Raw genomic sequence first — 16,056 nt, forward strand, 5'->3', positions numbered from 1 at the left:
TTAGTAGCCATACGCTAACAGAAGTGAAGGCACTAAACTATAGGGGGACTATATATGGAGAGTAAAACCATACATCCGAACGACAAAGCCGAAGCTATGGCGAGTGAAAACTACGAGATCTATAAACGAGAAGTAATCCGTCTAGTCTTTCCGAGGATCTTCCGAGAGTCCAACGAAGCTAATACGAAAGCCAAGCTCGCAACAGGGGCAAAGAAGGTTGGTCGGCTCCCAGAGATTCGGGATGTAGTGGCATTCTATTTCTATATTCTATCGTATGTAAATGGACAAGCTTATAGGGAGAGTGGGGAACCTAACGAGAAGTACGGGGCATGTTTCGTCAGTTATAAGAGGATTACTGAGGATCTATGTATGACGAAGGATCGGATTAAGTACCTTGCTGACGTGCTGGAAGCGAATGGCCTGATAATTAGATCCGTTCACTACTATGAAGGTGCGAAGAGGTACAAGCTCTATTATCCGAGTTGGAGCCCGAGGGTTAGTGATGACGGGTACTTAGTTAATCCAGATGGGGAAAAGATCATACCCGATCAAGCCGTTTATCTCCCCAGGAGGGATTAACGGTTATCCTCCCAGGAGGGATTACGCATTATCCTTCCTGTAGGGTGTGTAAAAAGAGCAAGTATAAAAAGACTAAATATAAAAAGAGCAACAAGTAATTACACATGCAAGTTCACATGTGTAGATTTTAAATTATGTTCGGTTGTTAAGAAGGTATAGACGAAAAAACATGAAAAATAATTTTACTTTCTATGTCCTCTTTTTGATACCCTGTGCGCTTAAAGAATTATATTACGTTAGGCACAAACCAAAACAGAAGAGGATGATTCTTTATTGGACAACAATATCAACAACAGCCAACTAGTATTTATCGAGAATGAGAAGGTAGTGACGGATTCTTTAATGGTGGCCGAAGTGTTTGGGAAACGTCATGACCATGTTATGAGAGATATCGAAAACTTGGAGTGTAGCTCTGATTTCCGACTCCCCAACTTTGGGGAATCCACCTTCGTGAATGAACAAGGACGTAGATTTCGTAAATATCTACTATCCAAAGACGGTCTCATGTTCCTTGTAATGGGATACCGTGGAGCGAAGGCAGCCGAAATGAAGGAACGTTATATTGCGGAATTTAACCGTATGGAACAGTTTATTAAAGAACAAATAAAGATGAGTTCGTACATGATCAAAAATCCGATTGAACGTGCTACGAGATGGATCGAAGAAGAGAAAGAGCGTATGTTGTTAGAAGACAAGTTAACCGAACAAGCTCCGAAAGTGGAGTTCCATGATAAAGTCCTTAGATCGAAGGAGCTTTTGACAGTTACTACGATTGCGAAGGATTTCGGTATGTCTGCAATCGAGTTTAATCGACTACTTCGGTTACATGGAATTCAGTACAGGCAGGGAAATAAGTGGCATTTGTACGATAGATATGCTGATAAGGGATACGTAGATTACGTTACCTACGAACAAGGGAATACGTTGATGAGATGGACGCAGGCAGGGCGGTTGTTTTTATACGAGTTTTTGAAGGAACAGAAGATACTTCCAGCATGTTAAATATCAAAACAAATAAAAAAGGGATGGTCGCTAATGACCGTCCTTTTTTGTGTATGCTTACTAGAAGATCTAACTTGCTTTTAACATAGTTGAGTTTTTACCATACTGATGTTTAGATAATTTTCTAAATAAAAATATACTAGTGATGCCGCAAGCAAAAAACATGCTACCCATGAACCAAGAAGGAAAAAGAGCACCTAGCGAAACTGCCAACGCTCCCATTACCATAGCTCCTAAAATCCCAAACTCGTTGGTTGCCATATAAGCTCCTCTACTTTCTTGCGGAATAATATCGACCATTATAGATTGCTTTATAGGTATGTACATTAGTTCGCCTACAACGATTAGAACCTCAGAAAAGATTAGGAGATATGGATTGTTACTAACTGCGAGAGTAGTAAGACCGATCGTGTATAGGAGAAGTCCGATGTTTAGCAAAGATAAAGAACTCAATTTCTTAAATAACTGCGCAATAAACAATCCGAAAATAATGACTAAAAAACTATTAACTGAATACAGCAATCCAAACATATTAATCCCATTTATAACAAATGAAAAATCTCCAATGGTAAATAAAGTTTGACTGACCATTTCTTCTTTGAGCCGAACAGCTATGTAGTCCATAGTTTGTGTTTGGACAGAAATATTCATTAAGTTAGCTAATATGAAAATACGGAATACGTTGTCTTTTAATACACTGCTATAGATTGTTGTTATTTCTTTTAAAGGGCTTGTCTTTACACAACTTACTTTTGTTTGTGGTAGATATATATCCTTCATAGAAAATGTAATTAATAATAGTGAAACGAATGCAGAGGATGCGACCCCTAGTAATAACTCATATAAATACTGTTGGAAGAAAAATCCCCCAAGTATTGCCCCGATAACCATCGAGAGATTAAACAACCAGTAATCAATGGTATAGATAAATTTTCTCTCCTCAGGTTGGCTCGAATCAGCGATCATGGCAGAACCTACTGGCCGAGCAACCCCGATACACAAACTATTCAGGGTGACCATTCCCAATACAAGAATAGGAGAATTGACCCAAGGTGAAACGGCGATAGCCATTCCCATAGTGGCAATCAATCGTATTGATCCTGCCCAGAGTAATATTTTTCTTCTGCCCAATCTATCAGCAAGATGACCTCCGTAAAGACCTAGTATAAAGGATAATACTAGATTGATCATGAGTATGAGTCCTGCATTAAATGCACCTAGATATCCAGCAAAATAAATAGTCATAAAGGGGGTAACCATGTTAAATGCAAGATTACGTAGGAATTGATCAAGTAAGCGTGTTTTTACATTAATATGTAATTTAAGAAATTTAATCCACAGATAAATCACCATCTTTTATTTTTTTATAAATTATACTATTTAAGATTAATAATCTCAATATTTTATTTAATAATAACTGATAATATTATTTTGGTAATTGATTTTATCTTGAAATATTTTTTTCTATTGGTATTAGTAATGGGTATCTAAATACTAATTTTATATAACTTAAATTCATTATAGTGAGCTGACATAGGTTGGAAATCCAGTCAATACTCATGATGATAGAAGTCACTATATTAATATTTTAATCATTTTTGTTAAATTGCAAATAATACAAATATGTATTATTATATTTTTAAGAAATCTACTTATTCTATTTATTTCGATAGATAAAGAATTTAAATATGAAAAATTATTAATGATAGGAGGTGATTCACTATGTAATGAAGGACAAGTTTTTAAATTATCTAAAATAAAATTTGTTGAAGGAGCGGGTGAAATGAAGAAAATTTTAGTATGTGGTTTAGCATTGTCAATGCTTATGGGAGGCGCAATGATTAGTTCTTCCAATGTACATGCATCTTCCGTGGAAGAACAGAGAGTAGGGGCAGAGACGAACTATTCTTCTGGTGATATTCAACCTCAATTCTGGGCGGCGATTGGTCGAGGAGCAGCAAAAGGAGCAGCTTATTTAGCTGGGGCCCTAGCTGGAGATGCCGCTGCCAGAGCGGTGGTCGGGAGAAATGTTGAACTTTCATCCGGATATGATTATGGCCAGGTCCAGGAAGCATTTGATCAATAAGAAGGGAGAAGATTACTTGAAAAAATTAGTAGCAACAGGATTAGCATTATCAATGCTCATGGGTGGATCAGTACTTAGTTCATCTAGTGTACATGCATCATCTATTACAGAAAAAGTGAGTGTGGATAACATGAAATCTGCGGCGGATCCCATTGAATCTAGGTCATTGGCTGGTGCATTTGCTAAAGGGTTGGCAAAAGGAATTGTGCATGTGGTTGGCAGTAAGCTTTATGGAGGTGGCCACAAGTCTACAAACTATGACTATGGTCAAATCCAGGAAGCATTTGATCAATAAGAAGGGAAGGGATTACATGAAAAAAATAGTAGCCACAGGATTAGCACTATCAATGCTTATGGGCGGAGCCGTACTTAGTTCCTCAAATGTACATGCATCTTCTCCTAAGGGAAATGTAAATGCAGTTAGTAGTCAGTCTCCCCAAGGTGATATTGAGCCAAAGTCAATTGGTGGCTTATTTGCTAGAGGATTTGCAGGAGCGGTTGGATTTGTAGCTGGTGAGAAAATTGGAAGCGCACTTTTTGGTCGTAGTCACACGACATCAAACTATGACTACGGTCAAGTCCAAGAAGCATTTGATCAATAAGAAGGGAAGGGATTACATGAAAAAAATAGTAGCAACAGGATTAGCACTATCAATGCTTATGGGCGGAGCCGTACTTAGTTCCTCAAATGTACATGCATCTTCTCCTACAAAAGACTATGAAGTGATTGTTAGTAGCACGTTGCCATCAGTTGAACCCCAGAAAGCTGGTCTCGTAAAGGCCGCCGCTACTGGCGTGGGAATGGGAGTGGCTTGGGCAGCAGCAAAGGTAACTGGATGGTTTGGAAGTAGTGGTATGGATACGAGTAGAAATTATGAGTATAGTGCAGTTCAAGAAGCATTCGACCAATAATTTATTATATGACGGGGCGTCTTAGGATGCCCTGTTATTCACTAGGGGGATGGATATGTGGAAGAAAATATTATCACTAGGATTTTTAGGTGCTTTTGTCGTTCATTTTGCTTTGACAGCTTTGTATGTTTCTCCATCTAATCCGCTAAAGGTTAAGTATAGCCAAGTTGTTAATGGCTATATGGAACCACTGTTCACTCAGAATTGGAAGCTATTTGCTCCAGACCCAGTTACTTCTGACAATACTTTTTACGTTCGAGTAAAGATAAAAGAGACAGATGGACAGGAGAAGATAACAGGATGGTTTGATATAACTTCTGATCTATTCAAGAAAAATCAAGAAAACCGTTTCACGCCGTATAACAGGCTGTTACGATTTCCCCGTAGTTCAATTGCTTTGATTGGAGAACAAGATGATATATTAGCTACATTGAAAAAGAAGGTTCAAGATAAAAAAGTGGACGAAGAGAAATTTAAAGATTTACTCGAAGGAGAGAAGATAAAGCAGAAAAAGACTTATGCGACCAAACTTGTAAATCGCTATGCAGAATCATATCTTGCCAGCGTATTTCCAGGTAAAAAAATTGAACAATTACAAGTGATGATGGTTGAAACCGAGTCTACTCCCTTCTCCAAGAGAGCTGATAAGTCTTATCAAAATAAAAAAAGTTCGTATGAGTTTGATTGGAAAGACTATCAGCCAGGTGTACCTTTGTTGTAGAAAAAATTTATGAAAGAAAGGAAAGGTGAGATTGTATGTTTGATTATTTGATCCGCTGGAATCAGAAAAAGCAAATGTTAATCGGGGCTAGTTTGATTCGAATTGCTTTTGGATGTATTATTTTGTATATGTATTGTATGCAATACCAACAACGGCACATATTGTGGGGACCCAACGGTATCATTGATTTTTCAGACTTTGTTAAAGAGACATTCTATACAGGTTCTTTCTCGCTTTATCAACTTTCTTCATCATCATTATATTTCGAAGTTATTTTCCATGTTGGAATTTTGATTGCTTTATTATGTACCTTGGGTTATAGAGGAAGAATCATTTCGATATTGAACTTTGTTTTTGTCTGGTCTTTGTTTGCGCGGAATGGAATTATTTCGGATGGTGGAGACAATATTATACGAATTTTATTATTTTATCTCCTTTTTGCAGATACTACCTCTTATTTTTCAGTTGACGCCTATCATAAAAGTAAAAGTAATAAAGCTGTTGTAACAAAGGCTATACACGGAATTTCACTACGAAATCTATTACACAATTTAGCTGTTTTAGCTTGCATGGTTCAAGTCAGTTTATTGTATCTAACATCGGGGTTGCACAAAGCGATGGGAGTCCTTTGGCAGAAAGGAACTGCTCTTTATTACATATTGCAGGTTGACGAATATTCTCATCCGTTTTTTCGAGAGATTATTTCATCTTCCGAAACTTTGTTAGTGGCAGGAGCCTACTTTGCTGTATTAGTCCAGATAGCCTTTCCGTTTTTACTGTTCAATCGATATACCAAATATTTGGCTATGGCTGGTGTCATTGGAATGCATTTTGGTATATTTGTAGTAATGGGCTTATTTAGCTTCTCCTTTACTATGATAGCGAACCAATTACTATTTTTGAAAGATAGCGAATACAGACGATTGAAGGAATTTTTTGTTATAATGAGAAACAGAGTAACAGGGGCAGTTAGCAACTTAATTCGAAAATGGAAGCCCTCATCATCTTCTGTAGAACCTCAATCATTTAAAACTGTTCTTGTTTTTTATGATGGCTGGTGTCCTTTCTGTATCAGCAGCATAGAGAGATTTAAAAAATGGGATACTTTGAAGCGTCTTGAGTTTGTTTCGTTTAGAGACGGAACAGTTACTCAAGATTATGGCTTGGATATTACGAAATTAGAGGTACGTATTCATTCGTTAGATGTCTGTTACGATCGACTTGAGGATGGAATCGATACCATTATAAAGATATCTCGAAATATCCCGTTACTCTGGGTCCTTGTTCCGTTTCTTTATTTATCAGTTAAATTGGGATTTGGAAACAAGGTATATGATTGGATTGCAAGTCGTCGAACAATCATTCCAGCAGGAAATTGTAATGACAAAGAATGTTTATTACCTACAGTTGTCAAAAAAATTGATTAAAAGGAAAAATGCTCCTTAGTAGAATGAAAGGAGCATTTACCCTGTAAAATCGGAGGTTTTAATGGAAACACATATTTACACATTTAGATTTCCAAACTCAAGGAAAGGGACTACTCGGATTTGGTTATCTGAACCGCCTACTAATCATGTGCAGACTGTAAGAGAAGTGTCTTCAAACCGTCCCTCTACGTCACAAACGGATGTTGATTTTAATCGGATGTCGTATTACGAATTAGGAGAAGGAGAGTCACTAGAAAAGACTTATGAGATTACAATTCATTCTTCGCCTTATCTCAACCAATCTGGTTTTTTATCGGATCAGGAAAGGGACTTTTATCTTCGATCAACGTCTCTCGTGGAGATAAACGATACGATTAGAGGAATATCGAGAGATATAGTCCATGAGTGTAAGACTGTGGAAGATAAAGCTTTTGCTATTTTCCAGTACATAAAAGAAAATTTTCGATATGTTTATCCCCCTAAAGCAAGAGGAGTAGTTCATTTTTTAAAGGCCCGCAAAGGTGATTGTGGAGAGTATTCTTTTCTGTTTGCAGCATTGTGCCGAGCTCAAGGGATTCCTTGCCGTTCACTTTTCGGGGCTTGGATCGGTAAGGGACAACACCATGCATGGAATGAATTTTTTGTCGAGGGAAAGGGATGGGTTCCTGTTGATCTTTCGATGGCAAGAGTTACAAAATATCCATTCCGATTTCTCTTTAGTAATATTAGGACCTTGAAGTCTAAAGAATATTTCGGGAAGCTAGAGGATCAACGAGTGGTCTTCTCCATTGATACGGAACTGACTCCCATGCCAGAGTATCCGAAAGAGTTGAAAGGGCAGGGTACTATTACAAAATATCCAACGTTGACGCTAGGGAGTAAGGAGGAGTTCTGCTGGGGAAGAGATCTGCTGAATGAGAAAATTCCATATATGCAACCTATTTATATTGATTTCGAAGACACGGCTTCAAAGAAAAAGATGAGTGACTATTTTGGAGAAGCAGTTATTCGTAGCAAGGATACATTAAAGAATGGGTTGTTTCAATTGAAACAGTCATTTTTTCGGATTGCATTGATTGGAATTTTGGTAGATATATTGTTTTTTATTTTCCGTATTCAATTTACATGGATGCCAGAGCATATTATCTATCCATGTTTGCTCGGCTATTCAATTTTATCCATTGTCAGAAAGGAACGACCTGTTATTTTTAGTATTATATCTATGTATGCAGTGTTTCGATTGGTTTCTATTTTCTAAAAAAATATTTATTTGGAGTGATAATATGTGGGGAATATTTACATATTGGAGTAGTATAATCGCTCCGTGTGCTGTTGTGATTTATACTTTGATTTTGGTGATAGGTTATTTTCGGAAGAAGCGTATCGGATCAAATCATCAAGAAAACAGGTAGATTCAGTTCAATAGTTAGTAAGATGTAAGTCTGCAAGATCGTTCTTTATTTCTAAAAGAATAGGAGTGAACAACAAATGGGCGAAGATGCTATGGCTGCGCTAGGGAAGGTGTTTGCACGAAAGAGAAAGAAGCTCGATTTGAAACAAGCTGATATAGCAGATGAGACTATTTCGGCTGGCATGATTAGTCATATTGAAAATGGCAAATTGAAGACCATATCCCCTAAAGTTATGTATTTAGCAGATAAGATGGGGGTCGATATGAGTAAGATCAAGGACGAAATTTCTTCCTTAATCAATCCGTGTGGTCAGGTAACTGATATTCTAGTACATCATCAACTGCTACGATGTGAGTTTCTAGTGAATCAAAAAGACATAGAAAGCCATTGTATAAAAAACATTCTGAATATGATAAAATTAGACGAAGAAAATCAACATTATCCATACTATTTGCTCTTGAGCGGTAAGGTATGTAGGAAAAAAGGAGGGATATCCAAGGCTATTCGTTACTTTGAAAGGTGTATTTCGATTTGTCCTGAGGATGATATGCTGAACATAAAGTCTACAGCTTATGGGGATCTAGCTGTGTGTCATTATTTGAATAGTGACATTAAAAAGGCTATTGCTACAGTCCGAAAAGGGATAGACTCATTTGTGGGTCAAGGTGAGCGAAGTTATCTATTTTACAATTTGCAAGTCGATGAAATTGTTTACTTAGAGAAACTTGGGTTGACGAATAAGATATTGCCTAAAATTGAAGCCTTGTTGAAACATAAAGAAGAAATTGATATCGAATCGAGATTGAATTTGTTTGAAATTTATGGTCGCATCTTATTGGGAAACTCACCTAAGGAAGCGATTAATGTGTTATCCGAAGGTCTTAATTTATCTCTGAAAAATGGAAGTCCAGAACGAATTGTTGATCTTTCTGTTCAATTAGGTCAGGCGTATAAGCTAATTGGAAGTAGGGAGCTTGCAGAAACCTATTATCAATTGGCTTTAGATTTGGAAGATGCTCTTACCACCTATAAATCCGTGATTAGTGGGGCTTATATTGAATTGGGAAAGCTCCATGTACAGGATGGAAACACAGAAGCCGCAGAGAAATTGTACTTAAAAGCATTAAAAATTGGTAAAAAACATAATGACAAAATACGAGTTTTTGATGCACACCTTACGCTCGGAAATTTAAAGCTATCACAAAATGATATTAGTGCAGCTACATCTTATTTCGAGAGCGGATTGAATGCAGCAATTTTTTTGAAAATGGACAATCTAATCGAGAAAGTAATTGTACCTCTCATGGAGTGTATGAGGATTCTTGGACACGATGCAAGAGTACTCGATTTAGTCGGGATTCTTGCACAAGTGAAGAGTAGGGAGGAATTGTTAAATGAGGAAGTATGGTGTTAGTTTTATGTTTGTATTATTTTTGGCAGGTATTTTGTCTGCAAACTTAGTTGTTAAAATTGACGCTCCTTATCCAGTTCAATACTCGTCTGAGCCCGTGGGTGGGTAGTGACATATAGTTTAGAGATGATAGAAGGCTCCTTTTAACAAGGGGGCTTTTTTTATATCGCATATTGGCCACATTATCACGATCTTATTAGAAAGATCATTCAGGTTTTATTTCGGAGGGAAAGGCGAATCTTGAGTCAGCATTAATCAAATTAGAATCGATAAAGAGGGATTGAATGGAGAGGGCGATGCCTTCTTTATTTATTTTCATGTAGTTTTTTTGTCCTTTTTTCTGACCCTCTTGCGCTTGTATAAGTATAAGAATCCAAAATTGGAGGCTGGCGCATGAATGTCACAATTATAGAAGGTAAGCGCTTATCGGAGGCCCGAACAGCGGCGTATAATTATATTATAAAAATGTACATAGAAAGGGAGATTAAGAATGGCAACAGCAATTTATGTAAGAGTATCGACGGACGAACAAGCAAAGAAGGGTTTTAGTATACCAGCCCAATTAGAGGATTGTAGGGCAAAGGCGAGGGAAGAAAGGGTCGACAATGAAATCATTGAATATATTGATGATGGAATTACAGGGTCTATTCTAGAACGGCCTAGTTTGGAGAAATTACGTAATGATATTCGACAAGGAATAATTGATACGGTGATCGTACTAGATCCGGATAGACTTGCTAGAGGAACATCTATTCTACTCATACTTACCGAAGAGATAGAGAAATACTGCAAACTTATGTTTGTGAATAGTGATTATAACAAGACGCCAGAAGGCATGCTTTTTTATCAACTGAAAGGCATAGTATCGGAGTTTGAACGAGCTAAAACTCGGGAGAGAAGTATGAGAGGGATAAAACAGAAAATGAAGTTGGGGAAGATTGTAAGAGGAAACAACCTATATGGTTATAATTTTAATAAAGAAACAGATATGTTCGATATTAATGACGAAGAAGCGGAGATTGTGAGGCTAATATTTAATAAATTTGTACACCCAGACCCGTGTATTAGTGGCCCCAACATGATCGCACGTTGGTTGAATGAACAAAGTATACCTACTAAAAAGAGAGTAGGGAAATGGCATCGTAGTGTTGTTCGGAGAATTCTTTGTAATAGTGCCTACAAAGGGGAATTTATCCAGAATAAAACCGATTGGAATGGAATAGTAAGGGGAAGGGATAGGATTACTCCTAAACAAAAAGATCCTTCTGAATGGGTAGTTGTTAACATCCCGGCTATTATTGATCCTGCTATTTTTGAAATTGCACAAGATAAAATTCAAGTGTCAAGAAGGCTTTATGCTGGACTAAATAAACATAAATACCTGCTTTCGGGACTATGCCGTTGTTCAGAATGTGATCGTCCTATGAGAGGGAAAAAGGTTTCACGTAAAAATAAAGTCGATTATTACTATTATTGTAAGTGTGATGTTGAAGGGTCTCAATGGGGATGCGGCAAGTCAATTAGATGTTCCGATATTGATGATATAGTATGGAATCAAATCAGCCAATTATTGAACGACCCCGATTGTATTGAGGATACAAATATATTGGAAGATAATATCCTAGATACTGGATATGAGAGAGAAATAAAAAGGTTAGAAAAGGAACTCTCAAAAATTGAGCAAATGAAAAGTAGATTATTTGAGTTGTTAAGCACACCTGAACTTGTAGAGGATGTTAGAAAGAAACTTATAGATGTAACCGAGAAACAGACAAAGTTACTATCTGAATTGGAATGTCTAAAGAAAGAACAATCAGATTTTGATAGCTATCAATTGAGGAAAGACAGATTGAAAGAGGTTTTGAAAGTCGCAACAGAGTATTATTACGGTAAACGGATGGGGCTAGGCATTGATGAAAAGCAGCATCTTGTACGACTTATTGTGAAAGAGATTAGGATTAGTTCGTATACAGATGTTGAAATTATCACCTACTAGTTTCTAAGTACCTATTTGGAACTTGTACAAGTGAGCAGAGTGGAGGCACGATTCAGTTAATCCAACAAGGGGCAAAGTGCATTCGTCATATTGGAGATGTGTTGGAAGAATATGCGCAGTTTGCCACAGCTGCTACAATAGAAAGGGATCTTTCTGGACTGACAAAAGAGAAAGAAAAGTTACAATTATTAACTGAACATGAAAAAATCGTCTATCGGAAGCTTTCAAACGAGCCGATTTCCCTGCAAAGTTTACTGGATGAAGTGGGGCAAATTCTGTCCATTTCGCAGATTCATCCCGCACTATTAATGTTGGAAATGAAACAATTAATCCAGCAGTTGCCGGGGAATCGATATATTCGAATCTAAGTCAAAAAAGTTGCATTTTGTTTTTACCATCTGGTATGGTAACAATTATGAGCTTGAAAACAGGGTTTACAGCCTAAAGAGGGGGATGCAGGGTGGCAGATTCATTAGTGATTGTAGAGTCGCCTGCCAAAGCCAAAACGATCAGTAAATATCTGGGTAAAAATTATATTGTAAAAGCTTCCATGGGACATGTGCGAGACTTACCAAAAAGTCAATTGGGAGTAGATGTGGAAAATAATTTTGAACCCAAATATATCACTGTTCGGGGAAAGGGAGATCTATTGAAAGATCTTCGTGATGCGAGTAAAAAAGTAAAAAGAATCTATCTCGCAGCTGACCCGGATCGTGAAGGTGAAGCGATTGCATGGCATCTCGCTCATTACTTGAAAGTTGCTTTGGATGAAGAATGTCGAGTGGTATTTAATGAGATTACCAAACAAGCAGTGAAAGAAGCATTTAAGAAACCTAGAAAAATCAATATGGATCTTGTAAATGCACAACAAGCTCGTCGGGTATTGGATCGATTAGTTGGATACGGGATTAGTCCGCTCTTGTGGAAGAAAGTCCGGAAGGGCCTCTCTGCGGGACGTGTACAGTCGGTAGCAGTAAAATTGGTTTTGGATCGTGAAAAAGAGATTCGTTCCTTTGTGCCAGAAGAGTATTGGACGGTAACGGCACATCTATTGGCAGAGAAAGATGAACCCTTTACAGCGAAGTTTTATGGATATGGAAAAAAGAAAGTAGAACTAAAGTCAGAGCAAGAGGTGAACGATTTACTTGCTTCCATAAAAGGAAAGCGCTTTTCTGTGGAAGAAGTAAAGAAGACGGATCGAAAACGGAATCCTTCTCTTCCTTTTATCACAAGTACTTTGCAACAAGAAGCTGCGCGTAAATGTAATTTTCGTGCCCAAAAAACGATGTCCATTGCCCAACAGTTGTATGAAGGAATTGATTTGGGTAAAAAGCAAGGGATTGTGGGCTTGATTACATATATGCGTACGGATTCGACACGGATTTCACCAACTGCGCAAGATGAGGCCAAACAATATATTACGGATCAATTTGGCTCTTCTTTCTTGCCAAGTTCGCCGCGCGTCACGAAGAGTAAATCAGGAGCACAAGATGCACACGAAGCGATTCGTCCTTCGTCGGTTTTCCGTACTCCAGATGAACTAAAAAGCGCTCTTTCTCGTGATCAATATCGTCTCTATAAATTAATCTGGGAACGTTTTGTCGCAAGTCAGATGGCATCTGCTGTGATGGATGTGATTACTGCGGACCTACGTGCTGGAGATGCCTTATTCCGTGCTACGGGCTCTAAGGTGAAGTTTCCTGGATTTATGAAAGTATATATAGAGGGCACAGATGATAAGAAGAAAGAAAAAGAAGATGACGATGTTTTGATTCCGCCTCTTGAGCCGGGCCAAGTGGTGAAGAAGAAGAAAATTGACCCGAAACAACATTTTACACAACCACCTCCACGTTACACAGAGGCTAGATTGGTACGGGCACTAGAAGAGAATGGGATCGGGCGACCAAGTACATATGCACCTACCTTGGATACGATTCAAAAACGCGGTTACGTTTTACTAGAGGAGAAGAAGTTTGTTCCTTCTGAACTTGGCGAGATTGTGATTGAGATGATCAGCGAGTTTTTCCCTGAGGTTCTCAATGTCGAGTTTACGGCTAATATGGAGCAAGATTTAGATCTCGTGGGAGACGGTGAGGTTGACTGGGTTGCGATTTTAGATCGATTCTATGAAAAGTTTAGAGAGCGTTTAACATTCGCAGAATCAGAGATGGCAGAAGTAGAGTTGCAGGATGAAGTTTCGGATGAAGAGTGTGAGAAATGTGGTCGTTTAATGGTTTTTAAGCATGGTCGATTCGGTAAGTTTTTAGCTTGCCCAGGATTTCCAGATTGCCGGAATGCGAAGCCCATTTTAAAATCAACGGGAGTGGTTTGTCCGACCTGCAAACAGGGAGAAGTGGTAGAGAGAAAGAGTAAGAAATCTCGTCTGTTCTTCGGCTGTAGTCGATATCCTGATTGTGACTTTGTTTCATGGGATCGTCCGGTTGGTCGTCCTTGTCCAAGATGTCAAGGCCTGGTGGTTGAAAAGAAGAAAAAGAAAGAAACGATCCTTGTTTGTACAGAGTGTCATTATGAAGAAGAGAAGAATTAGGGGAATAACGACACAGGCTTGAAATAAACATCTTGGAGGGAGAAAGAAACCCATGCAGAAAGTGATAGTAGTAGGGGCCGGTCTTGCAGGGAGTGAAGCTGCATGGCAGATTGCCCAGCGAGGAGTATCCGTTCGTTTGATTGAGATGCGCCCGGTTAAGCCAACTCCTGTACATCGCGGGGATCAGTTTGCTGAGTTAGTTTGCAGTAACTCTCTACGTGCGGCTGGATTAACAAACGCAGTAGGGATCTTAAAAGAAGAAATGCGTCAGTTTAATTCACTCATTATGAAAGCGGCGGATAAACATGCTGTGCCAGCAGGGGGCGCGTTAGCGGTAGATCGTGAAAATTTCTCGGAAGAGATTACGAGAACCTTGCACGAGCATCCCATGATTGAAGTGATAAAAGAAGAGGTAACGTCCATTCCAGAGGGTCCAACTGTGATTGCTACGGGCCCACTTACATCGGAACTGCTATCAGCGCAGTTGAAAAATCTGACGGGTGAAGAATATCTATACTTCTATGATGCAGCCGCTCCTATCGTGGAGAAGGAAAGTATAGATATGAATAAAGTTTTTCTTGCTTCTCGTTATGATAAAGGGGAGGCAGCGTACCTTAATTGCCCAATGAATGAAGAAGAGTTTAATCGATTCTATGATGCTTTAATTGAGGCAGAAGTTGCTCCTCTAAAAGAGTTTGAGAAGGAGATTTACTTTGAAGGCTGTATGCCGGTCGAAGTGATGGCAAAGCGTGGAAGGAAAACATTGTTATTTGGTCCTATGAAACCAGTAGGATTAAATGATCCTCGCACAGGGAAACGACCTTATGCAGTGGTCCAATTACGCCAAGATAATTCAGCCGGCACTCTCTTTAATCTAGTCGGCTTCCAAACGCATCTAAAATGGGGTCCTCAAAAAGAAGTGATCCAGTTGATACCGGGATTGGAAAATGCAGAGATCGTTCGTTATGGAGTTATGCATCGGAACACGTTTATTAACTCTCCAAAAGTTCTACATTCGACCTATCAATTCCGAAATCGGGAAGATCTGTTCTTTGCTGGGCAGATGACAGGTGTAGAAGGATATGTGGAATCAGCTGCTTCTGGACTACTAGCTGGGATTAATGCGGCCCGTCTAGTGCAGGAAAAAGAGTTACTTACTCCCCCGGCTACTACTGCAATCGGTAGCCTAGCACACTACATAACCACAGCTGATTCAAAACACTTCCAGCCGATGAATGCCAATTTTGGCTTATTTACGGAGTTACCGGAGCGAATTCGCTCTAAAAAAGAACGTGCTGAAAAATATGCAGAGATTGCGCTAAAAGAGATTGGAACTTTCGCTGCGACTGTGAGTGAATAATCTAATCACAAACATGCTTTATGGGAATCGAGAATCCGAAAGGATGTAAAAATCATGGAACAATTTCATGCTACGACGATATTTGCCATTCGTCATAATGGGGAAGCAGCCATTGCAGGTGATGGGCAAGTAACATTTGGTAATCAGATGATTATGAAACACGGGGCTAAAAAAGTTCGTCATCTTTATAAAGGAAAAGTACTCGCAGGATTTGCTGGTTCTGTTGCAGATGCGATTACTCTCTTCGAAAAATTTGAAGGACGTCTAGAAGAGTTTCATGGGAATATTGCCAGAGCTGCTGTGGAATTAGCTAAAGAATGGCGTATGGATAAGGTGCTACGTAATCTAGAAGCGATGCTCATTGTACTGAATAAAGATCAATTGTTGCTGATTTCTGGTAATGGAGAAGTAATTGAGCCTGATGATGATGTCTTAGCGATTGGTTCGGGTGGAAGCTTTGCGTTATCTGCTGGTCGTGCATTAAAACGCCATGCAACTCATATGAGCGCGAAAGAAATTGCTCAAGCAGCACTGACTGTTGCCAGTGAAGTCTGTGTCTTTACGAATAGCAATATCATCGTGGAAGAGGTGTAGTGGATGTC

16 protein-coding genes are annotated in these 16,056 nt (G+C 38.8%); 15 read left to right on the forward strand and 1 reads right to left on the reverse strand.

The annotated features are described in order from the left end of the window. Positions 1-54 precede the first annotated feature (54 nt). Positions 55-579: a hypothetical protein gene (locus tag BLU58_RS04990; protein WP_093291132.1), complete on the forward strand. Its 525-nt coding sequence runs from the start codon at positions 55-57 to the stop codon at positions 577-579. 273 nt (positions 580-852) lie between these two features. Continuing rightward, a complete protein-coding gene (locus tag BLU58_RS04995) occupies positions 853-1,581 on the forward strand; it encodes a Rha family transcriptional regulator (protein WP_093291133.1) in 729 nt (242 codons plus the stop codon). Between the two features lie 69 nt (positions 1,582-1,650). On the opposite strand, the gene BLU58_RS05000 is transcribed toward BLU58_RS04995, so the two are convergent. Continuing rightward, the gene (locus BLU58_RS05000; protein WP_093291134.1) at positions 1,651-2,934 is read right to left on the reverse strand and encodes an MFS transporter; all 1,284 of its coding nucleotides are present in this window, start codon (positions 2,932-2,934) and stop codon (positions 1,651-1,653) included. Between the two features lie 430 nt (positions 2,935-3,364). On the opposite strand from BLU58_RS05000, the gene BLU58_RS05005 reads away from it, so the two are divergent. From BLU58_RS05005 to hslV, 13 genes are all read left to right on the forward strand, one after another. Then, positions 3,365-3,667 carry a hypothetical protein gene (locus BLU58_RS05005; protein ID WP_143123708.1) on the forward strand — a complete coding sequence of 101 codons (303 nt, stop codon included), beginning with the start codon at positions 3,365-3,367 and terminating at the stop codon, positions 3,665-3,667. 16 nt (positions 3,668-3,683) lie between these two features. Next, positions 3,684-3,962: a hypothetical protein gene (locus BLU58_RS05010; protein WP_143123709.1), complete on the forward strand. Its 279-nt coding sequence runs from the start codon at positions 3,684-3,686 to the stop codon at positions 3,960-3,962. A 16-nt stretch (positions 3,963-3,978) separates the two neighbouring features. Continuing rightward, positions 3,979-4,269, forward strand: a complete 291-nt coding sequence (locus BLU58_RS05015) for a hypothetical protein (protein ID WP_093291137.1) — start codon at positions 3,979-3,981, stop codon at positions 4,267-4,269. Positions 4,270-4,285: 16 nt separating this feature from the next. After that, positions 4,286-4,579, forward strand: a complete 294-nt coding sequence (locus tag BLU58_RS05020; RefSeq protein ID WP_093291138.1) for a hypothetical protein — start codon at positions 4,286-4,288, stop codon at positions 4,577-4,579. A 55-nt stretch (positions 4,580-4,634) separates the two neighbouring features. Beyond that, complete coding sequence (locus BLU58_RS05025; RefSeq protein ID WP_093291139.1) at positions 4,635-5,300, forward strand: DUF5819 family protein; 666 nt, start codon at positions 4,635-4,637, stop codon at positions 5,298-5,300. Positions 5,301-5,335: 35 nt separating this feature from the next. Continuing rightward, the gene (locus tag BLU58_RS05030) at positions 5,336-6,727 is read left to right on the forward strand and encodes a DCC1-like thiol-disulfide oxidoreductase family protein (protein WP_093291140.1); all 1,392 of its coding nucleotides are present in this window, start codon (positions 5,336-5,338) and stop codon (positions 6,725-6,727) included. A gap of 61 nt (positions 6,728-6,788) precedes the next feature. Continuing rightward, on the forward strand, positions 6,789-7,985 hold the full coding sequence (locus BLU58_RS05035; protein ID WP_093291141.1) for a transglutaminase-like domain-containing protein: 1,197 nt from the start codon (positions 6,789-6,791) through the stop codon (positions 7,983-7,985). Positions 7,986-8,215: 230 nt separating this feature from the next. After that, on the forward strand, positions 8,216-9,553 hold the full coding sequence (locus BLU58_RS05040; RefSeq protein ID WP_093291142.1) for a helix-turn-helix domain-containing protein: 1,338 nt from the start codon (positions 8,216-8,218) through the stop codon (positions 9,551-9,553). Between the two features lie 487 nt (positions 9,554-10,040). Beyond that, positions 10,041-11,546: a recombinase family protein gene (locus BLU58_RS05045; RefSeq protein ID WP_093291143.1), complete on the forward strand. Its 1,506-nt coding sequence runs from the start codon at positions 10,041-10,043 to the stop codon at positions 11,544-11,546. Positions 11,547-11,647: 101 nt separating this feature from the next. Beyond that, on the forward strand, positions 11,648-11,914 hold the full coding sequence (locus BLU58_RS05050; RefSeq protein ID WP_093291144.1) for a DprA-like winged helix domain-containing protein: 267 nt from the start codon (positions 11,648-11,650) through the stop codon (positions 11,912-11,914). A 92-nt stretch (positions 11,915-12,006) separates the two neighbouring features. Then, complete coding sequence (gene topA / locus BLU58_RS05055) at positions 12,007-14,094, forward strand: type I DNA topoisomerase (RefSeq protein ID WP_093291145.1); 2,088 nt, start codon at positions 12,007-12,009, stop codon at positions 14,092-14,094. A 52-nt stretch (positions 14,095-14,146) separates the two neighbouring features. Continuing rightward, on the forward strand, positions 14,147-15,454 hold the full coding sequence (trmFO, locus tag BLU58_RS05060) for an FADH(2)-oxidizing methylenetetrahydrofolate--tRNA-(uracil(54)-C(5))-methyltransferase TrmFO (protein ID WP_093291146.1): 1,308 nt from the start codon (positions 14,147-14,149) through the stop codon (positions 15,452-15,454). Between the two features lie 54 nt (positions 15,455-15,508). Further along, entirely contained in the window at positions 15,509-16,048 is a 540-nt protein-coding gene (hslV, locus tag BLU58_RS05065; RefSeq protein WP_093291147.1) for an ATP-dependent protease subunit HslV, read from the forward strand. Positions 16,049-16,056 lie beyond the last annotated feature (8 nt).

Source organism: Thermoactinomyces sp. DSM 45892 (assembly GCF_900107305.1).
GTDB lineage: Bacteria > Bacillota > Bacilli > Thermoactinomycetales > Thermoactinomycetaceae > Baia.